General features: G+C 63.4%; 24 protein-coding genes. 15 read left to right on the forward strand and 9 right to left on the reverse strand.

Features of this window, described 5'->3' with window-relative positions; genetic code table 11:
* Positions 1–45: 45 nt before the first annotated feature.
* The 4 genes from pbpC to bla all read left to right on the forward strand — a co-directional run bounded on the left by pbpC (position 46) and on the right by bla (position 5,389).
* Positions 46–2,454, forward strand: coding sequence for a penicillin-binding protein 1C (gene pbpC / locus OUZ45_RS02155; protein WP_266168252.1), 2,409 nt, complete (start codon positions 46–48; stop codon positions 2,452–2,454).
* Between the two features lie 174 nt (positions 2,455–2,628).
* Positions 2,629–3,918 carry an NAD(P)/FAD-dependent oxidoreductase gene (locus OUZ45_RS02160; protein WP_266168345.1) on the forward strand — a complete coding sequence of 430 codons (1,290 nt, stop codon included), beginning with the start codon at positions 2,629–2,631 and terminating at the stop codon, positions 3,916–3,918.
* Positions 3,915–4,271, forward strand: a complete 357-nt coding sequence (locus OUZ45_RS02165) for a tRNA-binding protein (RefSeq protein ID WP_345781256.1) — start codon at positions 3,915–3,917, stop codon at positions 4,269–4,271. The genes OUZ45_RS02160 and OUZ45_RS02165 overlap by 4 nt, the downstream gene beginning before the upstream one ends.
* A gap of 245 nt (positions 4,272–4,516) precedes the next feature.
* A complete protein-coding gene (gene bla, locus OUZ45_RS02170) occupies positions 4,517–5,389 on the forward strand; it encodes a subclass B3 metallo-beta-lactamase (protein WP_266168254.1) in 873 nt (290 codons plus the stop codon).
* 15 nt (positions 5,390–5,404) lie between these two features.
* On the opposite strand, the gene OUZ45_RS02175 is transcribed toward bla, so the two are convergent.
* Positions 5,405–6,337, reverse strand: a complete 933-nt coding sequence (locus OUZ45_RS02175) for an MBL fold metallo-hydrolase (RefSeq protein WP_266168255.1) — start codon at positions 6,335–6,337, stop codon at positions 5,405–5,407.
* 219 nt (positions 6,338–6,556) lie between these two features.
* Here OUZ45_RS02175 and OUZ45_RS02180 point away from each other — a divergent pair, with 219 nt between their 5' ends.
* Entirely contained in the window at positions 6,557–7,432 is an 876-nt protein-coding gene (locus tag OUZ45_RS02180) for an alpha/beta fold hydrolase (RefSeq protein WP_266168256.1), read from the forward strand.
* A 34-nt stretch (positions 7,433–7,466) separates the two neighbouring features.
* Here the strand turns inward: OUZ45_RS02180 and OUZ45_RS02185 are convergent, their stop codons facing one another.
* From OUZ45_RS02185 to OUZ45_RS02215, 7 genes are all read right to left on the reverse strand, one after another.
* Positions 7,467–8,210 (reverse strand): 2OG-Fe(II) oxygenase, encoded by a 744-nt coding sequence (locus OUZ45_RS02185; protein ID WP_266168257.1) that lies wholly within the window; start codon positions 8,208–8,210, stop codon positions 7,467–7,469.
* On the reverse strand, positions 8,207–8,968 hold the full coding sequence (locus OUZ45_RS02190) for a methylated-DNA--[protein]-cysteine S-methyltransferase (RefSeq protein WP_266168258.1): 762 nt from the start codon (positions 8,966–8,968) through the stop codon (positions 8,207–8,209). The genes OUZ45_RS02185 and OUZ45_RS02190 overlap by 4 nt, the downstream gene beginning before the upstream one ends.
* A gap of 114 nt (positions 8,969–9,082) precedes the next feature.
* A complete protein-coding gene (locus OUZ45_RS02195) occupies positions 9,083–9,382 on the reverse strand; it encodes a HigA family addiction module antitoxin (RefSeq protein WP_266168259.1) in 300 nt (99 codons plus the stop codon).
* An 8-nt stretch (positions 9,383–9,390) separates the two neighbouring features.
* Positions 9,391–9,669, reverse strand: coding sequence for a type II toxin-antitoxin system RelE/ParE family toxin (locus OUZ45_RS02200; protein WP_266168260.1), 279 nt, complete (start codon positions 9,667–9,669; stop codon positions 9,391–9,393).
* Between the two features lie 106 nt (positions 9,670–9,775).
* A complete protein-coding gene (locus OUZ45_RS02205; RefSeq protein WP_266168261.1) occupies positions 9,776–10,981 on the reverse strand; it encodes an acetyl-CoA C-acyltransferase in 1,206 nt (401 codons plus the stop codon).
* 139 nt (positions 10,982–11,120) lie between these two features.
* Positions 11,121–13,508 carry a 3-hydroxyacyl-CoA dehydrogenase/enoyl-CoA hydratase family protein gene (locus OUZ45_RS02210; protein WP_266168262.1) on the reverse strand — a complete coding sequence of 796 codons (2,388 nt, stop codon included), beginning with the start codon at positions 13,506–13,508 and terminating at the stop codon, positions 11,121–11,123.
* 64 nt (positions 13,509–13,572) lie between these two features.
* Positions 13,573–14,205, reverse strand: a complete 633-nt coding sequence (locus OUZ45_RS02215) for a TetR/AcrR family transcriptional regulator (RefSeq protein WP_266168263.1) — start codon at positions 14,203–14,205, stop codon at positions 13,573–13,575.
* Between the two features lie 221 nt (positions 14,206–14,426).
* Here OUZ45_RS02215 and ndk point away from each other — a divergent pair, with 221 nt between their 5' ends.
* The 8 genes from ndk (at position 14,427) to moeB (ending at position 22,552) form a co-directional block, all read left to right on the forward strand.
* Positions 14,427–14,852, forward strand: a complete 426-nt coding sequence (gene ndk, locus OUZ45_RS02220) for a nucleoside-diphosphate kinase (protein WP_266168264.1) — start codon at positions 14,427–14,429, stop codon at positions 14,850–14,852.
* Between the two features lie 66 nt (positions 14,853–14,918).
* Positions 14,919–16,052, forward strand: a complete 1,134-nt coding sequence (gene rlmN / locus OUZ45_RS02225) for a dual-specificity RNA methyltransferase RlmN (RefSeq protein WP_266168265.1) — start codon at positions 14,919–14,921, stop codon at positions 16,050–16,052.
* The gene (pilW, locus tag OUZ45_RS02230; RefSeq protein WP_266168266.1) at positions 16,042–16,824 is read left to right on the forward strand and encodes a type IV pilus biogenesis/stability protein PilW; all 783 of its coding nucleotides are present in this window, start codon (positions 16,042–16,044) and stop codon (positions 16,822–16,824) included. Before rlmN ends, pilW begins: the two co-directional genes overlap by 11 nt.
* An 89-nt stretch (positions 16,825–16,913) precedes the next feature.
* Positions 16,914–17,819 carry a helix-turn-helix domain-containing protein gene (locus tag OUZ45_RS02235; RefSeq protein ID WP_266168267.1) on the forward strand — a complete coding sequence of 302 codons (906 nt, stop codon included), beginning with the start codon at positions 16,914–16,916 and terminating at the stop codon, positions 17,817–17,819.
* Positions 17,820–17,972: 153 nt separating this feature from the next.
* Positions 17,973–18,623, forward strand: a complete 651-nt coding sequence (locus OUZ45_RS02240; protein ID WP_266168268.1) for a YfgM family protein — start codon at positions 17,973–17,975, stop codon at positions 18,621–18,623.
* Positions 18,624–18,634: 11 nt separating this feature from the next.
* Complete coding sequence (bamB, locus tag OUZ45_RS02245; RefSeq protein ID WP_266168269.1) at positions 18,635–19,831, forward strand: outer membrane protein assembly factor BamB; 1,197 nt, start codon at positions 18,635–18,637, stop codon at positions 19,829–19,831.
* A gap of 23 nt (positions 19,832–19,854) precedes the next feature.
* The gene (gene der / locus OUZ45_RS02250) at positions 19,855–21,255 is read left to right on the forward strand and encodes a ribosome biogenesis GTPase Der (RefSeq protein WP_266168270.1); all 1,401 of its coding nucleotides are present in this window, start codon (positions 19,855–19,857) and stop codon (positions 21,253–21,255) included.
* A 115-nt stretch (positions 21,256–21,370) separates the two neighbouring features.
* Positions 21,371–22,552, forward strand: coding sequence for a molybdopterin-synthase adenylyltransferase MoeB (gene moeB, locus OUZ45_RS02255; protein ID WP_266168271.1), 1,182 nt, complete (start codon positions 21,371–21,373; stop codon positions 22,550–22,552).
* On the opposite strand, the gene OUZ45_RS02260 is transcribed toward moeB, so the two are convergent.
* Positions 22,516–23,091 (reverse strand): GNAT family N-acetyltransferase, encoded by a 576-nt coding sequence (locus OUZ45_RS02260; RefSeq protein ID WP_266168272.1) that lies wholly within the window; start codon positions 23,089–23,091, stop codon positions 22,516–22,518. The two genes, moeB and OUZ45_RS02260, sit on opposite strands and share 37 nt — an antisense overlap.
* 65 nt (positions 23,092–23,156) lie before the next feature.
* On the opposite strand from OUZ45_RS02260, the gene folD reads away from it, so the two are divergent.
* Complete coding sequence (gene folD / locus OUZ45_RS02265) at positions 23,157–24,026, forward strand: bifunctional methylenetetrahydrofolate dehydrogenase/methenyltetrahydrofolate cyclohydrolase FolD (RefSeq protein ID WP_266168273.1); 870 nt, start codon at positions 23,157–23,159, stop codon at positions 24,024–24,026.
* Positions 24,027–24,147: 121 nt separating this feature from the next.
* Positions 24,148–25,605: an IMP dehydrogenase gene (guaB, locus tag OUZ45_RS02270; RefSeq protein WP_266168274.1), complete on the forward strand. Its 1,458-nt coding sequence runs from the start codon at positions 24,148–24,150 to the stop codon at positions 25,603–25,605.
* Positions 25,606–25,668: the final 63 nt, after the last annotated feature.

A 25,668-nucleotide genomic window follows, 5' to 3' on the forward strand; every position in this document is an offset into this window, starting at 1 on the left:
TCTCTCCCGCTTAGGGAGAGAGCGAAGCGGCTGGCGGAAACCTTCATGACTGTCATCCATCTCAAGCCGCTGCTGCACCTCATCGCTCGCTGGGTTCACCGTTGGCAGAACTGGCTCGCGGGCCTCGCGCTGGTAGCGGCCGTGTTGATGGGATGCCGTCTGTGGCCGCATCCGCCTCTGCGCGATTGGCAACCCTCATCCACTGCCGTCTATGACGCCAAGGGGCGATTGCTTCGGCTCACCCTCGCCAGCGACGAGCGTTATCGCCTGTGGGTGCCATTGCAGGACATCTCTCCACAGCTGGTGCAGGGCGTGCTGCTGCACGAGGACCGCTGGTATCGCTGGCACGCCGGCTTCAATCCCTATGGCCTGCTGCGCGGCGCCTGGGTGACCTATGTGCGGCATGGCAATCCGCAGGGCGGCTCTACCGTCACCATGCAGCTCGCGCGTTTGCTGTGGCGGCTCAATACGCGCACGCCGCTCGGCAAGTTGCGGCAGCTGGGGCGGGCCATCCAGCTGGAACTGTTTTATTCCAAGGACCAGATTCTTGAGGCGTATCTCAACTACGCGCCTTATGGACGTAATGTCGAAGGCGTCGGCGCCGCCAGCCTGGCGTATTTCGACAAACCGCCTGCGGCGCTCAGCCTGCCGGAAGCACTGACCCTCGCGGTGGTGCCGCAGGATCCCACACGCCGCCTGCAGGCTGTACGTGGAAACGCGAGCGATGCGCCGCCAGATGTGATCAACGCGCACCTGGCCGAATCGCGCAATCGTCTCTATACACGTTGGTTGCGCAAGCATCCGCAAGACGCCGCGCTGAAGCCGTTGTTCGCCTTGCCTTTGAACCTGCGTCCGCTTTCACAGTTGCCGTTCGAGGCACCGCACGCGGTAGAGCAAGTGCTGGCCGCACGCCGATTGGTGGCGGAGCCGGCCGACAGCCGTGTGACCACCACGCTCGACCTGAACCTGCAACACAGCCTTGAGCGCCAGGTCGCCCGCTATATCGAACGCAACCAGGCGCGCGGTATTCGCAACGCTTCGGCCATCCTTATCGACACGCGCGACATGGGCGTGAAGGCCCTCATCGGTTCGGCCAGCTATGCCGATGGCGCCATTCACGGGCAAGTGAACGGCACGCTGGCGAAGCGCTCGCCGGGTTCCACGCTCAAGCCTTTCATTTATGCGCTAGGTTTCGATCAGGGTGTGCTGCACCCGCAGACGGTATTGCGCGATGTGCCGACCTCGTTCGGCCCGTATACGCCGGAGAACTTCGACGGTCATTTCCTTGGGCCGGTGACGGCGACCGAAGCGCTGGTGCGTAGCCGCAATATTCCTGCCGTTTGGGTGGCTTCGCAGTTGCAACAGCCGAGCTTCTATCAATTCCTGCGCGACGCCGGCATCAGCCGCATGGCGAGCGAGAAACACTATGGTCTGGCCTTGGTACTCGGTGGCGGCGAAGTCACCATGCAAGAGTTGGCCGGCCTCTACGCCATGCTCGCCAACCGCGGCGAGCTGAAGCCTCTGCGCCTACTTGCCGATGAGCCGGTGTCGAAAGGCACTCGCCTGCTCAGCAACGAGGCGAGCTTTATGGTGATGGACATGCTGCGCCAGAACCCGCGTCCCGACGAAACCAGCGGTGCGCAGCCAGACCGTCTGCCGGTGTACTGGAAGACGGGCACTTCCTGGGGCTTCCGTGACGCCTGGACGGCCGGCAGCTTCGGTCCCTATGTATTAGTGGTGTGGATCGGCAATTTCGATGGCGGCGGCAACCCGGCCTTTGTCGGTGTGGAAGCGGCGGCACCGCTGTTCTTCCAGATCGTCGACGCTTTGCGCGCCGAACAGTCACGGCTCGCCGAACCGGTGCGTCACATGCCGGCCAACCTCAAGCGCGTGGAAGTCTGCCTGGCCAGCGGCGAGTTGCCGAATCAGTGGTGCCCGCAAAAGGGCATGACCTGGTTCATTCCCGGCAAGTCACCGATCCGTGTCAGCCAGATCCATCGGCCCGTGGTGATCGATGACGCCACCGGCAAGCCGGCGTGTCCACCCTATGACGGCAAGCACACCCATCTGGAGGTGTACGAATTCTGGCCGTCCGAGTTGCAGCAGGTTTTCATCCAGGCCGGCATCCCGCGCCGTACGCCGCCGCGCAACGAAACCTGTGTGAACAGCGGCGTGGCTGTTGGTGAGCCGCCGCACATCACCTCGCCCTTGCGTGGCAGCATCTACGCCATGCGGTTGAAGCAGCAGGGCGAGGATCGCATTGCCTTCACCGCCAATGGAGATGCTGCGACGCGCACGCTGTACTGGTTCGTCAACGATGCTTTTGTGGGTCGCAGTGCGCCGGGCGAATCGCTGTTCTGGCAGCCGCAGGCGGCGGGGAATTACGAAGTGCGCGTGGTGGACGATCGAGGGATGAGTGATCAGCGGTCGCTTGGTGTCAGTTTGGTCGATTAGCCATGGGTATCCAAGCCCGTAGGAGCGCACCCTGTGCGCGATGCTCTTCGTGCGGCGCCCATCCAAGCACCCATCGCGCACAGGGTGCGCTCCTACAGGCGTCGGTTTCGGGGTGTCGAAGAGCCTGCGCTATGCTTGCCCGTCTGTCCCGTGAAGCCCGCATTCGCCACCACGATGAAGCAGTCACCGGCTACCTCTTATTACCGCGCCACAGCGACGGCCTACGAGCCGTATGCAGCCTTGCAAGGAAAAGCGGACGCACGCGTGGCGATTGTGGGTGGTGGTTACGCCGGTTTGCACACGGCGCTGGGTCTGGCCGAGCGCGGTGTGCGCGATGTGGTGCTGCTGGAACGCGAGCAGATAGGTTTTGGCGCCTCCGGCCGTAATGGCGGTTTTGTCTTTGCCGGTTATTCCTTGGGTGAGCAGAGCCTGTTGGATCAACGCGGGGATGTGCAAGCCAAAGCGTTATTCGATCTCACCACATCAGCCGTGGAGCGCATTCGCCGGCAAGTGGCGCGTTACGACATACCGTGCGATCCAGTGGACGAGGGTGTGATCTGGGCCAACTGGTTTCGCGATCCCGCCGTGCTGCGACAGCGTCAGCAGTTGCTGGCCGAACACTACGGCGTGCAGTGGGAATGGATAGCCCAGGAACAATTGCGCGAGCGTGTGCGCAGCGAGCGCTATTTCGATGCGCTGTATGAGCGCAATGCGCTGCATTTGCATCCGCTGAATTTCGCCATTGGTCTGGCGGGTGCGGCAGCTAAGCAAGGTGTGCGCATCCACGAGAACACGGATGTGTGGCAATTGCGGCGCGACGGTTTGCGCTGGCGTCTGGAGACGGCGCAGGGTGCCGTAATGGCCGATCAGGTGGTGCTGGCCTGCGGTGGTTATCTCGCCGGCCTGCGGCGGCGAATCGATCGGGCGATCCTGCCGATCGCGACCTACGTGATGGTCACGGAACCCTTGGGTGAGCGTTTGGCCGAATGCCTGCGGACCCGTTCGGCCGTCTATGACTCGCGCTTCGCTTTCGATTACTACCGGCCGCTGCCGGATACACGCCTGCTGTGGGGCGGTCGCATCTCCGTTCGCAATCGATCGTCGCAGGCTGTGCGACACCTGCTGACCAAGGATCTGCAACGTGTATTCCCCGCACTCAAGGACGTGAAGGTCGATTACGCCTGGTCGGGCCTGATGAGCTATGCGCGGCATCAGATGCCGCAGATCGGCGGTGGTGACGACGGAGTCTGGTGGGCGCAGGCCTTTGGCGGCCACGGCCTGGCGCCTACCTGCGCCGCCGGCGATCTGCTCGCCGCTGCGATCGCCAACGGCGATGATCGCTGGAAGCAATTCGCCGGCTACGGCTTGGTCAGTGCGCATCGACCGGCCGGCTATCTGGCGGCGCAGGCCAGCTACTGGTGGCAGCAAGGCAAGGACTGGTTCAAGACGAGGTTGGAAGGATGAGCGACACAGCAACGCATGAGGTGGCCGAGATCAGTTGGGCCGATTTCGAGAAGGTGCTGATGGTGGCCGGCACGGTGATTCGCGTGGAGCCGTTTCCGGAAGCGCGCAAACCCGCGTGGAAGGTCTGGGTGGATTTCGGCCCCTATGGGGAGAAGAAGACCAGCGCGCAGATCGCGGCGCTGTATGCACCCGAGGACCTGGTGGGGCGACAGATCGTCGGCGTCGTCAATTTTCCGGAGAAGCAGGTGGGGCCATTTCGGTCTCAGTTTTTGCTGACGGGTTTTCCCTCGGACGAAGGTGTGGTGATCACCACCATTGAGCGGCCGGTGCCCAATGGCACGAGGCTCGCCTGACATGGAAAGCGTATCTCTGTTGCGAGCTTGATCGTTCGCTCCAAGGTGGTGCGCGAAGCATCCCATGTGTTCTATCGACAGCATGGGTATCTGCACCGTAAAGCCCAGCACGTCTACGTGAAGCCTCTGGGAGCCCTCGGCTACGTGGTTGCCATGGCGAGGGCCGTGCTGTGCCCGCGCTATGTCATGAATCACCTGGTGCCGCCGGTCATCATGTGCGTTCCATTCAAACAAGGAATGTCTCCATGAAGCTTCGACTTTTTGCGGTACTCGGCGCCGCTTCCATGTTGCTCGCGCCTTTGGCGCAGGCGGAGGATGCGAGCTGGACCCAGGCCCAGCAGCCATTCCGTATCTACGGCAACACCTGGTATGTCGGTACCCATGGCCTCAGCGCCATTCTGATCACCTCGCCGCAAGGCCACGTGCTGATCGACGGCACGCTGCCCGGCAACGCCAAGCTGATCGAAGCCAACATCGAAGCGCTTGGCTTCCACATGAAAGACATCAAGCTGATCCTCAACTCGCACGCCCACTCCGATCACGCCGGCGCTATTGCCACGCTGGCGGAGGCGAGCGGGGCGCAGGTGAGTGCGAGCCAGGCGGGCGCTAAGGCATTGATGGCGGGCGGCGACGACCCCGAAGATCCGCAGTACGGTGAAACGGCGCATTATCCGCCGATTGCCCGTGTTGGCGTGGTGGCCGATGGCGGTAGCGCCCGGGTCGGCAATATCGAAGTGCAGGCGCATTACACCCCGGGCCACACACCAGGTAGCACCAGCTGGACCTGGCGCTCCTGCGAGGAGAACCGTTGCCTCAATATGGTCTATGCCGACAGCGTCACGGCCCTTGGCAACAAGGACTATCGTCTCCGCGATCTCAAGCACCCGAATCGTGAGCCTGAATTCCGCCACACGTTCGATATCGTTGCCGGACTGCAGTGCGACATTTTGATGACGCCGCATCCCGATGCCAGCGATTTCCTGGAGAAGGTGGCGCTACGCGATCAGGGCAAGCTGCCCAATCCGCTGGTGGACACGAAGGCGTGCAAAACCTATGCGGACGCTGCGCGCGTTAGGTTCGACAGCAAAGTACAGGAGGAGTTGAAGCGCACACACTGAGTGTGCGCAGTTTGATCAACCGCCCTCACGATCCAGCCATACCTCCAGCCCTTGGGCATTCAATTCGACATCCATACCCAGGATATCGAGCAGTGCCTTGCGATCGTCGTTCCAGCCGTGGGCGGCGGCGCGCTCGGCATAGAGATCGGTAAGCGCATCTTTCAGCCAGTGGTGGCGGTTGGATTTTCGCTTGGCGCTAAGGGCCAGTTTCGTCATCGCGTCGATCTGGCCATGCAGATCGTCGGCCAATCTTTCCACATCCTGCACCCGGTCGTAGTGGGTGAGGTACATCGCGTCTGGCTTGAGTGCGATCAGGCGACGAATGGAATCGTGCAGTGCGCCGGGATCGAATTGCACCGGCGTGCTGGTGGGCAGGATGAAAGGGCCCTTTGCCGTATCGAACTCGCGGTAGGAGAGGCCGAACGTGTCGCCAGTGAAGCAGACGTTGGCGCGCTCGTCATACATGCTGAGATGGTGCCTGGCATGGCCGGGCGTATCCATGCAGCGCAGCGGGCGGCCTTGCAACTGCACCACGTGACCGTCTGGAGCTTCCATCACTCGCTCGGCCGGAATGGCCCGCAGGCGACCATAGGTCTGCTCCATCACCGCCTCGCCGTAGACGGCGCTGGCACCGGCCCACAGTTGTGTCGGGTCGACCATGTGGCGCGCGCCGCGCGGGTGCACCACGGCTTTCGCGTGCGGCAGGTGGGTCATCAGCTCGCCGGCACCACCGGCGTGATCCAGGTGGACGTGGGTGAGGATGAGCCAGTCCACCTGGGCCGGCTCCAAACCCGCCGCCGCCAACGTGTCGAGCATGCGCGGCACCGCGTGGTTCGTACCGCAGTCGATGAAGGCGCCGTGCCCGTTCTCGACGATGAGATAAGCAGCGTCGAAGCGCGGCCGCACAAAATCGGTATCGATCGTGTGGATGCCGTGAGTGGAAGTCATGTCCGTCTCTCCTTGGCTTAAGAGGCGAGGGTAACAAGGCGCATGATCTTGCGCGACGTGCTGGTGACTCAGGTGCCCAATGTGTTGCGTGCGGATCAGCGCGCTTCATGCATGCCGTCGTTCGCTTGCGGTGAATAGTCAATCTATCTGTGGGCATCTTACGGGCACCGGGCATTCTCTCCATCATGCCCACACCCCGACACGAAAGAATTCATCGCAATGAACATTCCGCAGGTCTCCCAGCACCATGTCGATGTCAACGGCATCAACGTCTTCTACCGCGAAGCCGGTCCGAAGGATGCCCCCACCTTGCTGCTGCTCCACGGGTTTCCGTCCGCGTCGCACCAGTACCGCCGGTTGATGGATGCGCTGGGCGATCGCTATCACCTGATCGCGCCGGACTACCCTGGCTTCGGCCACAGCGACGCCCCCGTGCCCGCTACGCTAGGCGGACCGTTCACCTACAGCTTCGACCGGTTGGCGGATGTGATGGAGGGCTTCTGTCAGGCACTCGGGCTGGATCGTTTCGTGGCCTATATGTTCGACTTCGGCGCACCGGTGGGCTTTCGATTGGCCGAGCGGCACCCAGAGTGGATCGAAGGCCTGGTGATCCAGAACGGCAACGCCTACGCGGCAGGTCTTAGTCCGATGGCGCAGGAGTTCACAGCGCTGAAGCCAGGCGTGAAAGGTGCCGAGGAAGGCGTGCTCAACCTGCTGACGCTGGAGATGACGCGGAGCCAGTACCTCACCGGTGCGGCGAATCCAGCGCTCATCGCGCCCGATGGCTGGACCCTCGACCAGCACTTTCTCGACCTGCCCGGACGGGCTCAGATCCAGGTCGATCTCGCGCTGAACTACCACTCCAACGTCGCGTTGTATCCGCAGTGGCAGGCATGGCTACGCGAGTACCAGCCGCCAGCACTGATCGTGTGGGGCCGCCACGATCCGTTCTTCCCGGAGGCCGGCGCGCAGGCCTATCTGGACGACCTGCCGGAGGCCGAATTGCATCTGCTGGATACCGGGCACTTCGCGCTCGAAGAATGCCTCCCGGCCATCGCGCCGTTGATTGCCGGTTTTATGGAGCGCACCCGGTAGTGCGATTCGACCGGAGAACTATCGGTCTCCGCACCTATTGAGCATCGTGAAAAATAATGCCCACGGTGTGGCGCTGCCCTGAGTGCAGGCGGCTCACACCGTGGCGCATGTTGACCCGGTACATGCCACGGCTGCCCTGTACAGGGCGATGATGCACGGCGAACACCACCGCATCGCCCTGGCGCAGCGGCACCAATTCCGGTCGCGACTGCATGCGCGGTCGCTGCTCGGTCAATACAAACTCCCCGCCGGTGAAATCCCGCCCTGGTTCGGAGAGCAGGATCGCCAGTTGCAGCGGAAAGACATGCTCGCCGTACAAATCCTGATGCAGGCAGTTGTAGTCGCCCTCGCCATACTGCAGTAGCAGCGGAGTAGGGCGCTGCTGACCGGCCGCGTGGCAGCGCGCAATGAAGGCGGCATGGGTATCGGGATAGCGCACGTCGATGCCCATGGCTTCATTCCATCGATTGGCGATGGGCACCAGGCGCGGATATGCCGCCTCACGCAAGGCGCCGATCAACGGCGGCAGCGGATAGCGAAAATACTTGTACTCGCCACGACCGAATCCATGCCGGCCCATCACCACGCGACTGCGAAAGGCATCGTCGTGCGGATATTGCGCCGCCATTGCCTGGCATTCGGTAGGCGTCAGCAGGGCCGGCAAAAGCGCGCAACCTTGTGCATCCAGCGCCCGCTCGACGCCGGTCCAATCGTACAGGCTGAACCGGTTGTCGATACTCGTTGCGGTATCGACGATATCCATCATGACTGCACTCACGCCCGCGCCTCCTGGGCCAGCAACGCGCGCTTGCGCTCCACGCCCCAGCGATAGCCCGACAGACCGCCGTCGCTGCGTACCACGCGATGGCAGGGAATCAACACAGCCAGCGCATTCGACGCGCAGGCTTGCGCCACTGCTCGTACGGCCCGTGGCGCACCAATGCGGCGGGCGATCTCTGTGTAACTCGCGGTGGTGCCGGCAGGGATGGCGCGCAAGGCTTCCCACACCTTTCGCTGGAAGGGTGTGCCGCGCAGGTCGAAGGTCAGGTCTTGTCCATGGCTGTGGGTGGTGATGGCGTGCGCCACTTTTGCGACCTGGGCTTGCAGGCCTTTCGGTTCCATCTGAAGCGTTGCCTGTGGAAAGCGCTGCTGCAGTTCCTTCGTCAGTAATGCCGCGTCGTCGCCCAAAAGAATCGCGCAGATACCCGTCTCACTTTGTGCGACCAATAACTGGCCCAGCGCGTTGGGGGCAATGGTGTAGCGAATGCTTTCCTTGGTGGCGATATCCCGTTCCGGATGGCAACGCTTGCACGGCCGGAACCCGGCCCGCTCCGCATCCTCGCGGGTGGCGTGAAAGGCCACATTCTCCGGTCGTGCTGGGCGTGCAGCGCAAGAAGGCCGGCAGTACACGCCGGTGGTGCGGACCGAATACCAGAAGTTGCCGTCGGCGCTTGCATCGTGTTTCAGAACCTGTGCCCAGCGCGGGTCGGATTGCGTGGCAGCAGCCAGTGGCATGTGCTTCGTAGACAGATTCATGGAGTGCCTCTCAGTAGCTTCGCTTGAGGGGCAATCTAGCCATCGCAGGCAAAGTGGGCACTCCGATTCTTGCGATGCCAAAGTCAGCTGAAGAGTAGGCGCCACCAATCCGACTTACGCAGCCCGCGGTTCAACCCGGCGCATGATCTCCTTGCGCGTCGGCAGTGTCTTGAGGTCGTACATGGCTTGCAGGTTTAGCCATGACACGGCGTCACCGCCGAAGTAGCGGGCGAGTCGCTCGGCGGTATCGGCGCTGATGCCGCGCCGCTCGTTGACGATTTCATGGATACGGGTCGCCGGTACGCTCAACGCAACAGCCAGGGCGTTGGCGCTCATGCCGAGTGGGGCGAGATAGTCTTCGCGCAGAATCTCGCCAGGGTGAACGGGGCGCATGCGGTTGACGGGTGGCTTCATGGCGCTTCTCAGTGGTAGTCCACGATTTCGACGTTTTCCGGTCCGGCTAGGGTCCAGACGAAACACACACGCCATTGCCGGTTGATGCGGATACTGTGTTGACCGATACGATCGTGTTTCAACGCTTCCAGCTGATTGCCCGGAGGGGAGCGAAGGAACTCCAGCGTATGCGCAGCGTCGAGTTGCGATAGTTTGCGGATGGCTGCGTCTTTGATGGCTCGAAACCGCCGCGGGTCGCCGCCCTCGAACAACGCCTGCGTATCCTTGCAGCGGAAGCTCCGTATCATGCGGCGAGCGTATTACGTTTTACGTAATACGTCAAAATGATGAAGGGAAGCGCAAAAAAAAGCGCCGTAGAGATACGGCGCTTTTTTCTAGTCTTGCTGACAACGATCAGAGCGCTTCAAAAATCCCCGCTGCACCCATGCCCGTACCAATACACATCGTCACCATGCCGTACTTCTGCTTGCGACGGCGCATGCCGTGGATGAGCGTGGCGGCGCGGATGGCACCGGTGGCGCCGAGCGGGTGGCCGAGGGCGATGGCGCCGCCGAGCGGGTTGACCTTGCTCGGGTCGAGGCTGAGGTCCTTGATCACCGCCAGGGACTGGGCGGCGAAGGCTTCGTTGAGTTCGATCCAGTCGAGCTGGTCCTGGGTCATGCCGGCCTGCTTGAGGGCTTTCGGGATCGCTTCCTTCGGGCCGATGCCCATGATGTCGGGGCGCACGCCGGCGACGGAGAAGCCGACGAAGCGGGCGAGCGGCGTCAGGTTGTATTCCTTGATGGCGGCTTCGCTGGCGAGCAGCAGGGCGCCGGCGCCATCGGAGGTCTGTGAGGAGTTGCCGGCGGTGACGCTGCCGCCGAACTGACCGTTGCGGAATACCGGCTTGAGCTTGCCGAGTACGTCGACGGTGCTGCCCGGACGCGGGCCTTCGTCGGTGTCGATCAGGCGGCTATCCGTCTTGATGCCCCGGCTGGCGAGGTCGGGGTAGTGGTCGTCGAGCTGGAACGGGGTGATCTCGTCCTTGAACTCGCCGGCCTTGATGGCGGTAAGGGCGCGCTCGTGGCTCTGCGCGGAGAAGGCGTCCTGCTCTTCGCGCGAGACCTTCCACTGCTTGGCGACGTTCTCGGCGGTGATGCCCATGCCATAGGCGATGCCGATGTGCTCGTTGTCGAAGATGCCCGGGTTCATGGCGATCTTGTTGCCCATCATCGGCACCATGCTCATGCTCTCGGTGCCGCCGGCGATCATCAAGTCGGCCTCGCCCAGGCGGATGCGATCGGCGGCCATGGCAATGGCCTGCACGCCGGAGGAGCAGAAGCGGTTGATGGTGACGCCCGGTACGGTGTCGGGCAGGCCGGCCAGCAGCACGCCGATGCGTGCCACGTTCATGCCTTGCTCGGCCTCGGGCATGGCGCAGCCGATGATGGCGTCGCCGATGCGGTGTGGGTCGATGCCCGGTGCCTGCGCCATCACGGCGCGGATCACGTGGGCGAGCATGTCGTCGGGACGGGTGTTGCGGAATACGCCGCGCGGCGCCTTGCCGACCGGGGTGCGGGTGGCGGCGACGATGTAGGCGTCTTGCACTTGCTTGGTCATGGTCTTTGCTCCGTGGCGTCGCGCGGGTCGCGGCGACGCACTTCAGTTTTTGATCGTCATTCCGGCGCAGGCCGGAATCCAGTGACTCAGTGTTGGGTTGTCGCTACTGGATCCCGGCCTTCGCCGGGATGACGAACCCTTAGTTCCTCAGCGGTTTGCCGGTGGTCATGGTGTGGGCGATGCGCGCTTGGGTTTTCTCCGTTTGCGCCAGCTCCACGAAGTGCTTGCGCTCCAGTGCGAGCAACCATTCCTCGTCCACCAGCGAACCACGCTCGATGGCGCCGCCGCACAGCGTGTCGGCGATGCGGGTAGCGATCGCCACGTCATGCTCGGAAGCGAAGTAGCCGGCCTGCATGTTGGCGAGCGAAGCGCGGAAGGTGGCCGTGCCGACGTCACCGGCAACCGGAATGGTGCGAGCCGGCAGCGGCGGGCGGTAGCCGCTTTCCGCCAGCGAGCGCGCCACTTGCTTGGCGACATGGAGCAGCTCGTAGGCGTTGAACACCACCACGTCGCTGTCGCGCAGCAGACCCAGCTGCTTGGCTTCCAGCGCACTGCCGGAGACCTTGGCCATGGCGACGGTCTCGAACACTTTCTTCAGCGCTTCGAACGGATCGGACGGGTTGGCCTGCGCGGCACGCACGGCCAGTTCATGCAGACCACCACCGGCCGGCAGCAGGCCGACGCCGGCCTCGACCAGGCCGATGTAGCTTTCCAGCGCGGCGACGGTGCGCGCCGAATGCATCTGGAATTCGCAGCCGCCGCCCAGGGCGAGGCCGCGCACGGCGGACACCACCGGCACCAGCGAGTGCTTGATGCGCATGCTGGTGCGCTGGAAGTTGGCGACCATCTTTTCGAAGTCGTCGAGCTTGCCGGCCTGCAGCAGGCCGAGCGCGCCCTTGAGATCCGCGCCGGCGGAGAACGGCTCGCTGGTCTGCCAGATCACTACGGCTTTGAGCTTTTGCTCGGCCACGTCGATGGCCTGCTGGATGCCGTTGAGCACGTGGTCGTTGACCGTGTTCATCTTGGTCTTGAAGGAGATGATGCCGACGCCGTCGTCGCCCAGCGTCCACAAGCGCACGCCGTCGTTCTCCCACACCGTGGTGCCCTGGTCGAACTTCTCGCCGAGGATTGGATCGGGGAACAGTTGGCGCGTATACACCGGATGCTGCGAACGCGGCTTGTCGGCGTTGGCGCTGGCCGAGTACGAACCGGCCTTGCCGTGCACGCCGGTGCGGCCGTCGGTGACCCACGCCGGCAGCGGCGCCTTGCTCATGGCCTTGCCAGCGGCGATGTCCTCGGCGATCCAACCGGCCACTTGCTGCCAGCCGGCAGCCTGCCAGGTCTCGAACGGCCCGAGCTTCCAGCCGTAGCCCCAGCGGATGGCGAAGTCGACGTCGCGCGCGGTGTCGGCGATGTCGGCCAAGTGATAAGCGGTGTAGTGGAACAGGTCGCGGAAGGTCGCCCACAGGAACTGCGCTTGCGGATCGGCCGATGCGCGCAGCTTGGCGAACTTTTCAGCCGGATCCTTGATGGCGAGGATGGCAGCCACCTCGTCGGAAGCCTTCTGCTCGGAGGCACGGTAGTCGCGCTTTGCGACATCCAGCACCACGATGTCCTTGCTGGCCTTGCGATAGACACCGGCGCCGCTCTTCTGGCCCAGCGCGCCCAGGTCGATCAGGCTCTGCAGCCACGCAGGCACCTTGAAGTATTCGTGCCAGGGATCGTCGGCCAGGGTGTCGGCCATGGTCTTGATCACGTGCGCCATGGTGTCGAGGCCCACCACGTCGGCGGTGCGGTAGGTGGCGCTCTTCGGGCGGCCCACGGCCGGGCCGGTCAATGCATCGACGGTATCGAAGCCGAGCTTGAATTGCTCGGTGTGATGCATGGTGGCGAGCATCGAGAACACGCCGATGCGGTTGCCGATGAAGTTCGGCGTGTCCTTGGCGTAGACCACGCCCTTGCCGACGGTGGTGGTGAGGAAGGCTTCGAGACCTTCGAGCACGGTCGGGTTGGTGAGGCGGGTCGGGATCAGCTCAACCAGGTGCATGTAGCGTGGCGGATTGAAGAAGTGCACGCCGATGAAGCGATGACGCATTTCTTCCGGCAGTGCTTCGGCCAGGCCATTGATCGACAGGCCCGAGGTGTTGCTGGCCAGCACGGCGGTCGGCGAGACGTACGGCGCGATCTTCTTGTAGAGATCCAGCTTCCAGTCCATCCGTTCGGCGATCGCCTCGATCACCAGGTCGACGTCCTTCAGGTGCTCCAGGTCATCGTCGTAGTTGGCCGGGATGATCGCGGCGGCGCGGTCCTTGTCGGCCAGCGGGGCAGGGGACAGCTTCTTGAGGTTCTCGATGGCCCTGAGCGCGATGCCGCTCTTGGGGCCTTCCTTTGCGGGCAGGTCGAACAGCACGGTTTCAACGTTGGCGTTGGTCAGGTGCGCAGCGATCTGCGCGCCCATGACGCCGGCGCCGAGAACCGCGGCCTTGCGGATGCGCAGCGTTGATGTAGGAAGCGGTACAGCGGTCATTGGCTTCTCCGAAGATCAAACACAAGGTGTGTCGTGGGGTTTGGCCGTTGCCGGCCGGTATGAATCAGGGGTGGCTGAGGCCGGCAGCGGCAAAGCGGATCAGGTGCGCGGCGGTCTGCTCACGATGCGTGTGTTCCGTGACATCGCTTTTGCGCTGGATCATGCCGAAGCCGGACATGGCGTGAGTCAGCGCACCGGTGACCAGGTCCACGCGCCAGTACAGCTCCTCCTTGCTCAGATGAGGCAGCAGGCGGGCGAATTCGGCGGTGAACTGACGCATCACGTGGCCATAGTTCTCGGACAGGAACTTGCGCAAGGTGTCGTCGTGCTCGGCGAAGGCTCGGGCCAGCACGCGCATGAAGAGGGAGCCGCTGTCATCGTGCGACAGGTCCAGTGCGGGCTTGATGAAGGCGGCCAGTACATCTTCCAGCGTGGTCCCTTCCTGTCCGGCGATGCGGGACAGGGCGGCCATGCGGCGACTGTTGAGCTCGTCCAGGCGACGGCGGAAGACCTCCTCGATGAGGCGGTCCTTGGAGCCGAAGTGGTAGTTCACCGCAGCCAGATTGACCCCGGCGGCCGCCGTAAGCTGGCGTAGCGAGGCGCCGTCGAAGCCGTGCCTGGCAAAGAGTTCCTCGGCGGCGCTGAGGATGCGTTCTTTGGTCGTATGCGGCGCGCTGTGCAAGTGGGCAGTCCCCATGGGGCTCGGTCCGGAATCAAACGATCGTTTGAGCATACGTGGGGCGATTCCCAAAGGTCAAACGATCGTTTGCAACGCTGCCACGCCCAGCTTGCGTATCAGTTAGAATCTGTCAAACTTTCGTGAGCTAAATCCCCGAATCCTTACCGGATTTAGCCTATTTTGCTGGCTTGTTGCCAGGCAGCCCACTCAAATACCAGTTTTCCCGGAGCAGATTACCCATGGCGCTGGAGCGCACCCTTTCCATCATCAAGCCCGACGCCGTTGCCAAGAACGTGATCGGTGAAATCTACGCCCGTTTCGAAAAGGCTGGCCTGAAGGTCATCGCCGCCAAGATGAAGCAGTTGTCGCGCAAGGAAGCCGAAGGCTTCTACGCTGTGCATCGCGAGCGTCCGTTCTTCAACGCGCTGGTCGAGTTCATGATCTCTGGCCCGGTGATGATCCAGACGCTGGAAGGTGAGAGCGCTGTGCTCAAGCATCGCGATCTGATGGGTGCTACCAATCCCAAGGAAGCCGCGCCGGGCACCATTCGCGCCGACTTCGCCGACTCCATCGATGCGAACGCTGTGCACGGTTCCGACGCCGCCGAAACGGCCGCCGTCGAGATCGCGTACTTCTTCGCTGCGACGGACGTCCTTAGTCGGTAACTGTGCGCTCATCCATGAGCGCGAGAATCAAAACGCGGCTATCCATGGCCGCACTTTGAGAAGATGATGAACCAGGTCGTATCCACCTCCACCGACAAGGTCAACCTGCTCGATTTCGATCGTCAGGGGCTGCGTGATTTCTTCGCGCAGCTCGGCGAGAAGCCGTATCGCGCCGAGCAGGTGATGAAGTGGATCTACCACCACCTGGAAGACAACTTCGAAAACATGACGGACGTAGGCAAGGCGCTTCGGGCAAAGCTCGAAGCGTCCTGCTATGTCGGTCCGCCGAAAACCCTGTTCGACAAGGGCGCCGCCGACGGCACGCACAAGTGGCTGCTCGGCATGGATGGCGGCAACGCCATCGAAGCGGTGTACATCCCCGAGCCAACCCGCGGCACGCTGTGCGTGTCCTCGCAGGTGGGCTGCGGCCTCAATTGCCAGTTCTGCTCCACCGCGACGCAGGGCTTCAACCGCAACCTGTCCACGGCCGAAGTCATCGGTCAGATGTGGGTGGCGGCCAAATATCTCGGCAACGTCACGCACCAGAATCGCCGCATCACCAACGTGGTGATGATGGGCATGGGCGAGCCGCTGCTGAACTTCGACAACGTCGTGAAGGCCATGAGCCTGATGCGCGACGATCTCGGTTTCGGCTTGGCGGCGAAGCGCGTGACGCTGTCCACCGCTGGCCTGGTGCCGATGATCGACAAGTTGTCGGAAACCATCGATGTGTCGCTCGCGGTCTCGCTGCACGCCGCGAACGACGAGCTGCGCACCGAGCTGGTGCCGCTCAACAAGCGTTACCCGATCGCCGAGTTGATGGCCTCCTGCCAGCGTTGGCTGGCGCGCAAGCCGCGCACCTCGATCACCTTCGAATACACCTTGATGAAGGGCGTCAACGACCAGCCCGAGCATGCCCGCCAGTTGATCAAGCTGATGCGCCGCATGCCCAACTGCAAGGTTAATCTGATTCCCTTCAACCCATTCCCTGGTACGCGGTTCGAGCGTTCCGACGCCGATACCATCCGCGCCTTCCAGACCCAGCTGCTCAACGCCGGCGTGCTCACCATGCTGCGCCGTACCCGTGGCGACGATATCGACGCCGCCTGTGGTCAGTTGAAAGGTCAGGTATTGGATCGCACGCGTCGCCAGGCCGAGTTCCGTAAGCGTCTGGACGAGGGTGCGAGTCATGCGGCTTGAACGGATTTTGATCGCAGGCTGCCTGGCCGTATCGTTGGCCGCGTGCACGACCACGGGTGGTAGTTCAGAAGGGTCGACCCTTCGCACCAACAAGAGCGAGGCCGCCCAGGAAGGTGCTCGCGTGCATACCGAGCTGGGCCAGACCTATATGCAGAACGGCGACCTGGAAGGCGCGCTGGCCAAGCTCAACAAGGCGCTGCAATTCGACCCCAACTACCTTCCGGCTCACACCGTGATCGCGGTGCTGTACGAGCGCATCAATAATTTGCCGGAAGCCGAGCTGCATTACCGCAAGGCGGTTGCGCTGGATCCGTCCAAGGGCGACGCCAACAACAATCTCGGTGCTTTTCTGTGCAAGACGGGCCGGGCCAGTGAAGCCGCCCCGTACTTCCAGAAAGCCGTGGCCGATCCGTTCTATCAGACCCCGGCACTGGCCTGGACCAACGCGGGTGCCTGCTTGCTTAGTACCGGCGACTACGCTGGAGCGGAGGCCGATTTCCGCAAGGCCATCGCGATCGACCCGCAGAACGCTGAAGCGCTCTATCAGGTAGCCAGCGCGCTCTATCAACAGAATGACGTTTTCCGTGCACGCGCCTTCATCCAGCGCTATGACGCGTTGGGGCAGGTCAGCCCGGCCGGGCTCAAGCTCGGTCACGATATCGAATCCCGTCTGGGCAACAAGGACGCTGCCCTCAGTTACAGCAGGCGACTGCAAAGCCAGTTCCCGGACTCGGAACAGGCACACGCCATCGACTCATCCGCAAGCCAATGACATCCAAGCAGTCACAGCCGACCGGCCACGGCGCCGGTGAAATTGATCTGTTCGATGCAAGCGCAGCAGGCGTTGAGACAGGGCCTTCTTTGACCTCGTTTCCAGAGAATTTTGGTGCGCGACTGCGCGCCGCTCGGGAGGCGCGTGGTCTGGATATCGAGAGTTGCGGCCAGGCACTGCGCCTGCCGGTGCGCGTACTGCGCCAGCTCGAAAGCGGCGAATACGCAGGTATCGACTACCACGTCTACCTGGGCGGCTACCTCTCCAAGTATGGCCGCTACCTCGGCGTCGACGAGACAGCAATCCAGATCGAACAGGAGCGCCTGAAGCCGGCGCAGCCGACTCTGGTGGCCACTGGCGGCATTTCGCATTCCCGCTACCTGCTTGAGCGCTACGCCAGGGCGGCTACCTATGTCGTGTTGACCGCGGCCATTGTGGTACCGACCATTTGGCTAGGTGTGCGCGGCACGCTGGATCGGGACGTCAGTCACCTGGCCCCTTTGGACGCCTCACCGGTGGCGCAAGCCGACGTGCCGCCTGACGCCGCAGCTAGCGTGGCAGCCACTCAGGCGGCCAGCACGCCGCTACCTCCGACGAAACCGGTCGCTCCAACGGTAGAACAGGAACAGCAGCCGCTGCTTGCTTCGATGGCGCCGTTCCCGTCGCTGGGCGACAACACCCCGTCCGCGAAGAACAACGTCAAGCCGGAATCGGTCGGCGATGGCGCGCATAGCCTGACTCTTGACCTGCCGAATGCCAGTTGGGTCGAAGTGACCACGCCGGATGGGGCTCGCCTGGAATACGGTCTGCTGCAGGCCGGCACCAGCAAGACCTATCGCAGCGACAAGCCGTTGGTGATACGCATCGGCAATGCGGCCGGCGCACAGGCGATGCTGGATGGACAGCCCATCGCGCTGGACGGCTTCCGCCGCTCCAATGTGGCGCATTTCAAAGTGGAACTACGCGACGGTAAGGCCACGCCGACCGGCGCCTGATACTCACGTTCAACCCACGCGGGTTGACGCAATCGGTTATGCTTCCCCTTTGCCCGTTCATCCAGAGCGGGCAAGCTGGGTTTGTTTCTGGTTTTCGCGCTGGGACGGCCGATTAGGGCTTGGCGGGCGTTGATTCCCTTGAAGGGTGATGGCATGGCATTTGAAGCGTACGACGACTACGAACAAGGTGAACTAGTACAGAAGTGGCTGCGCCAGAACGGCCTGTCCATCGTCGTCGGCATTGCGATTGGCTTGGTCGGCATTTTTGGCTGGCAACAGTGGAATCACCACAAAGCGAACCATCAAAGCGACGCCTCGCAGCTTTACTTGCAGGCGCAGAATGCTGCGGCCAGCGGCAAGACGGACACGGCCGAGGCATTGACCGAGACCCTGCTGAAAGATTACGCCGACACGACGTATGCCGTGTTCGCCGCAAGCGACCGCGCCGTGCGCGAGATCGCCGCCAAGCAGCCGGACAAGGCGCTGGTGGCGCTGAATTGGGCGGAGAGTCACGCGACCAATGATGGACTGAAAGCGCTCACGCAGCTGCGCGTGGCGCAGGTGCAGCTGGCACAGGACAAGGCCGCCGATGCCGTGGCTACGCTCGATCGCATGCCGCCCAAGAACTACGTCGGTCTGAGTCAGGAACTACGCGGCGATGCACTGGTCAAGCTTGGTCGCCCGGACGACGCACGCAAGGCCTATGAGGCCGCCAAGGCCGCGCTGGGCGAGGGAGCGCCGCAAAGCGGCGCCTTGCAGTTGAAACTCGACAATCTGGCCGTGGCCGGGAAGCAGGGTGCATGAAAGCTGGTGTGATGAAACGAGCGTTGTTGATTGCCCTGACGTCGGTGGTGGCCCTTGCTGGCTGTCATTCGTTCAAGAAGGAAAACGTCCAGCCGCCAACGCCGCTCGACAAAGATTTCAAGCCCACTGCCCAGGTCACTCGCCTGTGGACCAGCAGTGTCGGTGGCGGCGCCGGCGAAAGCGGTGTGCGCCTGCGCCCGACCTTTGCCGACGGCGTGATCTATGCCGCCAGCACCGACGGCAAGATCGCTGCGCTGGACGCCACCAGCGGCAAAACCGTGTGGTCCAAGAGTTCCAGCACCAAGGGCTGGTTCGGCTGGGGCGACAAGAAGCGTAAAGACGCCTTCTACGCTGGTGGCCCGGCTGTTTCCGGCGACCTGCTGGTGATCGGCACCCTCGATGGCCATGTCTATGGCATCAATGCGAAGGATGGCGCCCCCCGCTGGGAAGCCACCGTGAGCTCCGAAGTGCTTTCCTCGCCGGCCATCGTCGGCGGTCTCGTCGTTGTGCGTACGGCTGACGGCCGCCTCTACGGTCTGGACAGCGCCACCGGCGAGCGCCACTGGGCGTACGACCAAGGCAGCGTGCCGCTGTTGAGCCTGCGCGGCAACGGCCCGTTGTTGGCGGCCAACGGTGTGGTGTTCTTCGGCAGCGACAACGGCAAGCTGGTCGCGCTGCGTTTGGACAATGGCGAGAAGCTCTGGGAACAGAATCTGGCCAGCGGCGAAGGCCGCACCGAAATCGAGCGTCTGAACGACGCTGATGGCGGCATCCTGATCGATGGCAGCACGCTTTATGGCGCGGCCTACCACGGCAACCTGGTGGCTGTGGATGGTCCTAGCGGCCGTCCGCTGTGGACACGTCCGTTCTCCACTTTCACCTCACTGGATACGGCTGGCAACGCTGTCTATGGCGTCAACGACCAGTCGCAAGTGTGGGCGTTCGATAAGAGCGGTGGCGCCGACATGTGGAAGAACGACGCGCTCAAGTACCGCTGGCTCACCGGTCCGTCCGTGCAGGGCAGCTACTTGGTCGTCGCCGATATGGAAGGCTACGTCCACTGGATGCAGGGCAGCGACGGCGCGCTGGCCGCGCGTGAGCGCCTGTCCAAGAAGGCCATCCGCGCTCAGCCACTAGTGGTGGGCGACACTGTGTATGTCGAAGACGTGAAGGGCCGTATTGGCGCTTACCGTCTCGGCACGCACTGATCGCTAAGGAACTATGCGCTGTCATGTTGCCCGTCGTCGCTCTGGTCGGTCGCCCCAACGTTGGTAAATCGACCCTGTTCAACGCGCTGACGCGCAGCCGCGACGCCCTGGTGGCTGACATGCCGGGCGTCACCCGCGATCGCCACTACGGCGTGTGCCGTACCGGTGAACATCCATTTGTAGTGGTCGACACCGGTGGTCTCTCGGGTGTCGACGAGGGCCTGGATGCGCTCACTGCGCAGCAGGTGCGCTTCGCCATCGAAGAGTCCCAAGTGCTGGTGTTCGTGGTCGATGCGCGCGACGGCCTGTTGCCGCAGGATCGCGCCATCCTCGATGAGCTGCGCCGCAGCGGCAAGCCGATCATCGCCGCGGTCAACAAGACTGACGGCCTTGACGAGCAAAACGCGCTTGCCGAGTTCGCCGCCTTCGGTCTTGCGTCCACTCTGCCGCTGTCCGCCGCGCACAATCGCGGCACCGAAGAATTGATCGCCGCTGTGTTGCCACTGCTGCCGGAGGACGCTCACGAAGAGCTGTCGCCGGAAGAGGCAGGCAGCATCCGTGTGGCCATCGTCGGTCGTCCGAATGCGGGCAAGTCCACGCTGATCAACCGCCTGCTGGGCGAAGATCGACTGATCGTGTCCGAGGTCGCCGGCACCACTCGCGACCCCATTCGCGTTCCGCTGGAACGCGACGGCAAACGCTACACGCTGATCGACACCGCCGGTGTGCGCCGCAAGGCGCGCGTCGAAGAGGCGGTCGAGAAGTTCAGCGTCATCAAGACCCTGCAATCGATGGCTGCGGCCCAGGTCGTGGTGGTGATGATCGACGCCCGCGAGAACCTGGCCGACCAGGACTTGACCTTGATCGGCCATGCCCTGGAAGAGGGCCGGGCGCTGGTGATCGCCGTTAACAAATGGGACGGCATGGATGCGTACCAGCGCGAGCAATGCCAGCGAGCGCTGGAGCGCCGCCTGCAGTTCGTCGACTGGGCCAAGAACGTCTTTATTTCGGCGCTTCATGGCTCCGGCTTGCGCGAGCTGATGCGAGCCGTCGTTCGTGCGCATGCGGCGGCAACCAAGGAACTGGGTTCCTCCGAGCTGACCAAAACGCTGGAACGTGCCTACGAGGGCTACCAGCCGCCCTTGGTGCGTGGTCATGCGCCGAAGCTGCGTTTCGCCCATCCGGGCGGCAGCAACCCGCCGACCATCGTGATCCACGGCAGCCGCACCAAGCATATTGCGCCGGCCTATCGCCGCTATCTGGAAGGCTTCTTCCGCAAGCGCTTCCGCCTGGAAGGTACTCCGGTACGCATCGACTTCCGCGATGGCGAAAACCCCTACGCCGGCAAGAAGAACGTGCTTACCGAAGGCCAGCAACGCAAACGCCAGCGCATGATCCGCGAGATGAAAAAGCGCAAGCGCTGAGGGCGACATGTGTAGGAGCGCATCTTGTGCGCGAAACGGCCCGTAGGGCCGCACGCTACACCGACCCTGCTAAGCAGAGCTATCGTGCACAGGGCGTGCTACTTACACTGACGACATGACAGAGTCATTCAACCGCGAAAGCTGGCTGGCCGAGCTACGCCAGCGGGTGCCTGAAATTTCTCCGGCCGACGCCCTCGGACTGCAGGCGCAAGGCGCGCTACTCATCGATGTGCGCGAAGACCACGAACGTGCGGAAGGTACACCTGTGGGCGCGCTGGGTTTGTCGCGTGGATTCCTCGAATTGCGCATCGAGCAGGTGGAGGCCGATCGCGGTCGTACGATCCTTGCTTTGTGCGGTAGTGGCCAACGTTCGCTGCTCGCTGCCGAAGCCCTGCAGCGGCTCGGTTATCGCCAGGTGGTTTCCGTGGCTGGTGGCTTCAACCGCTGGAAGGCGGAAGGTCTGCCTATCCGTACGGGTGCCCTCGACGCCGATGCCGCCGAACGCTATTCCCGTCAGCTGCGCCTGCCGCAGGTCGGCGAGGCGGGACAGGCGAAACTTGGCGCAGCGAAGGTTGCGTTGCTCGGCGCCGGAGGCCTGGGCGCACCCGCGGCTCTTTACCTTGCCGCAGCCGGTGTCGGCCAACTCACCCTCATCGACGACGACCGGGTGGAGCGCTCCAATCTGCATCGCCAGGTGATCCACGCCGACGCCCGGGTGGGCATGTCCAAAACCGAATCCGCACGGTTGTCGCTCACGGCGCTGAACCCGCGCGTGCGCATCGAAACCCGGGATGAGCGCCTGCGAGCGGACAACGTCGAACGGCTGCTGGCCGGACACGATCTGGTGATCGACGGCGCCGACAATTTTCCCGCCCGTTATCTGATTGCCGCCGCTTCGCAACGGCTTGCGCTGCCGATGGTGTACGGCGCCGTCGAGCGCTTCACTGGTCAAGTCAGCGTGTTCGATCCGCGTCGCGCCGACTCGCCGTGCTACCGCTGCCTGTTCCCTGAGCCGCCTTCGGCCGCGGAAGCCCCGAACTGCAGCGAGGCCGGCGTGCTTGGCGTATTGCCGGGCCTGGTCGGACTATTGCAAGCCACCGAAGCGCTGAAGCTCATCCTCGACCTTGGCACGCCGCTGGTGGGGCGTTTGCTGCACGTCGATGCGCTGGGCATGCGCTTCCGCGAGACGCGCTTGTTGCGCGATCCCGAGTGCCCTGGCTGCGGCCAGGCCGCTTCGTTCAACGGTTACGAGGATATCGCTCAGCTCTGTGCCAGGTCGGCGGGTATCAGCGCATAGATGGCTGCATCCACGGGCACATCGGCGATCATTAGTCGCTGACGAGCGATGCCTTCGAAATGGGCGCCCGCCTTTTCGGCGCAACGGCGACTCGCCAGGTTGTCCTCAGCCACCACGATCTCGACCCGCACCAGACCCAGCGTGTCGAAGCCGAAGCGAGCGATCACGGATACGGCCTCGGACGCAATGCCGCCGCCTTGCCTTGAATGCCGTATCCAATAGCCGAGGTTGGCGCTGCGATGCTGTCGATTGAACTGGTTGAGCCCCAGGCCACCCACCACCGTCTGTGTTTCCGTATCGACAATGGCGAAGGCAAACAGCTCGCCGCGCTGCCAGCCAGCGTGGCTATGGGCGATCCATGCCTCGCTGTCTGCGCGGGCATAGCCTGCGTGACACCAGGGCAGCCAGCGGCCCACGCTCTGCACTGACTCGCTCGCTGCCTCAAACAGGGCGCTGGCGTCGCCCGCTTGCCAGGGACGCAGCACCAGGGCGGAGCAGGGCAGTCGGAAAGATGACCAGAGGGTTTCTTCGCCAGACATGTAATGTCGTTTGTGTGCGTATGAGGGAGCCCGGATAATAGGCATCTTTGCAGGCAGGCACGATCATGAGCGCACGCATCATCGACGGCAAACGCATCGCCAAGGAATTGCTCGACCGCATTGGCCGACGCGTCGCTGAGCGCAAGGCGGGGGGCTTGTCCCAGCCCGGTTTGGCCGTGGTGCTGGTGGGCAGCGATCCGGCCTCAGCCGTTTACGTGCGCAAGAAGCGCGAAGCCTGCCAGCAGGTCGGTTTCCAGTCTTTCGGTTACGACTTGCCGGCCAGCACCACGCAGGACGAGCTGTTCGCGCTGATCGACAAGCTCAACGCCGACCCGGCCGTACACGGCATTCTCGTGCAGTCGCCGCTGCCGACGCACATCGACGAAGACGCGCTGGTCGACCGCATCGATCCGGCCAAGGATGTCGATGGCTTCCAGGCCGTCAACATCGGTCGCCTCGCTTTGCGCCGCTTCGGCCTGCGTCCTTGTACACCGCGCGGCGTGATGACCTTGCTCGGCCATACCGACCGTCCGGTACGCGGCCAGCATGCGGTGGTCGTAGGCGTGTCCAACCATGTCGGCCGCCCGCTCGTGCTGGAACTGCTGATCGCCGGCTGCACCACCACCTGCTGCCACAAGTTCACCCGCGACCTGGAAAGCCATGTGCGGCTGGCCGACATCGTGATCGTGGCAGTCGGCAAACCTGGGCTGATCAAGGGCGAATGGATCAAGCCGGGTGCGGTAGTGATCGACGTCGGCATCAACCGGCTTGACGACGGCCGGCTGGTCGGCGACATCGAATTCGAGCCGGCGGCGCAGCGCGCCAGCTGGATCACGCCGGTGCCGGGCGGCGTCGGTCCGATGACGGTTGCCACGCTGTTGGAGAACACGCTGGAAGCCGCCGAGTTGCGCACTGCGCCGCATAAGGTCGCCTGATCATCGGCTCATGGATGGGGCGGCTTTTGGAGCTGCCCGTGCGGCGTTTTGTTCACATGCGATGCTGGCAGCCATTCGGCCGGATGCGTATAATTCCATCTTTGCAGCGGGACTTAATCGCATGCGCATCCTCGCCGAGGCTCTCACCTACGACGATGTTTTTCTCGTTCCGGCTCATTCGGCCGTCCTTCCGCGCGATGTAGACACCTCCACGCGCCTGACCCGCCATTTGCGCCTGAACATCCCCATCGTGTCCGCCGCGATGGATACCGTGACCGAAGCCCGGCTCGCCATCACCATGGCGCAGAACGGCGGCATCGGCATCATCCACAAGAACATGACCGCCGAGCAGCAGGCCGCCGAAGTGCGCCTGGTGAAGAAGTTCGAGGCTGGCGTCATCCGTAGCCCCATCACCGTCAGCCCCAACACATCCATTCGCGAAGTGCTGCAGTTGACCCGTGCGCACAACATTTCCGGCGTGCCGGTGGTGGAAGGCGAAAGGCTCGTCGGCATCGTCACCAGCCGCGATCTGCGCTTCGAGCGCAAGCACGACGATCCGGTGCGCAACATCATGACGCGCCAAGAGAAGCTGGTTACGGTTCGCGAAGGCGCCAGTCACGACGATGTACTGCAGCTGTTGCATCAGAACCGCATCGAGAAAGTGCTGGTGGTCAACGACGACTTCCAGCTGCGTGGCCTGATCACCGTCAAGGACATCCAGAAGGCCCGCGACAATCCGCATGCCGCCAAGGACAAGCATGAGCGCCTGCTGGTCGGCGCCGCGGTTGGCGTCGGCGGCGACACCGAACAGCGCGTCGCCGCCTTGGTCGATGCTGGCGTGGACGTGCTGGTGGTGGATACTGCCCACGGTCATTCGCAAGGTGTGATCGAACGCGCCGCATGGGTCAAGAAAAACTACCCGCACGTGCAGCTGATCGCCGGCAACATCGTTACGGGCGAAGCGGCGCGCGCGCTGTTGCATGCTGGCGTGGATGCGGTGAAGGTCGGCGTGGGCCCCGGTTCGATCTGCACCACTCGTGTAGTCGCCGGCGTCGGCGTGCCGCAGATCACCGCCATCGACCTGGTCGCCTCGGCGCTGAAGGACGAAATTCCGTTGATCGCCGATGGTGGCATCCGTTACTCCGGCGACATCCCGAAGGCGCTTGCCGCCGGTGCGTCCACCGTGATGCTGGGTTCGATGTTCGCCGGCACCGAGGAGTCCCCTGGTGAAGTTGAGCTGTTCCAAGGCCGCTCGTACAAGAGCTACCGTGGCATGGGCTCGCTTGGCGCCATGGCGCTCGGCTCCAAGGACCGCTACTTCCAGGAAGAGGCGGACGCCGACAAGCTGGTGCCGGAAGGCATTGAAGGCCGCGTGCCGTACCGCGGCCCGTTGCGCAACATCATCCACCAGCTGATCGGCGGCCTGCGCGCCTCGATGGGCTACCTCGGCGCCGCTACGGTCGACGACGTGCGCAACAACGCGCAGTTCGTGAAGGTGACATCCGCTGGCGTGACCGAGGCGCACCCGCACGACATCCAGATCACCAAAGAAGCGCCGAATTACCGGCTCAACTCATAAGTGATCCCTGCGCCGGCCCTTTGGCCGGCGCTTCGTTTCCAACCGGCGGTGTCCATGCCTGGG

It is taken from the genome of Dyella subtropica (assembly GCF_026283965.1).
Taxonomy (GTDB): Bacteria; Pseudomonadota; Gammaproteobacteria; order Xanthomonadales; family Rhodanobacteraceae; genus Dyella_D; species Dyella_D subtropica.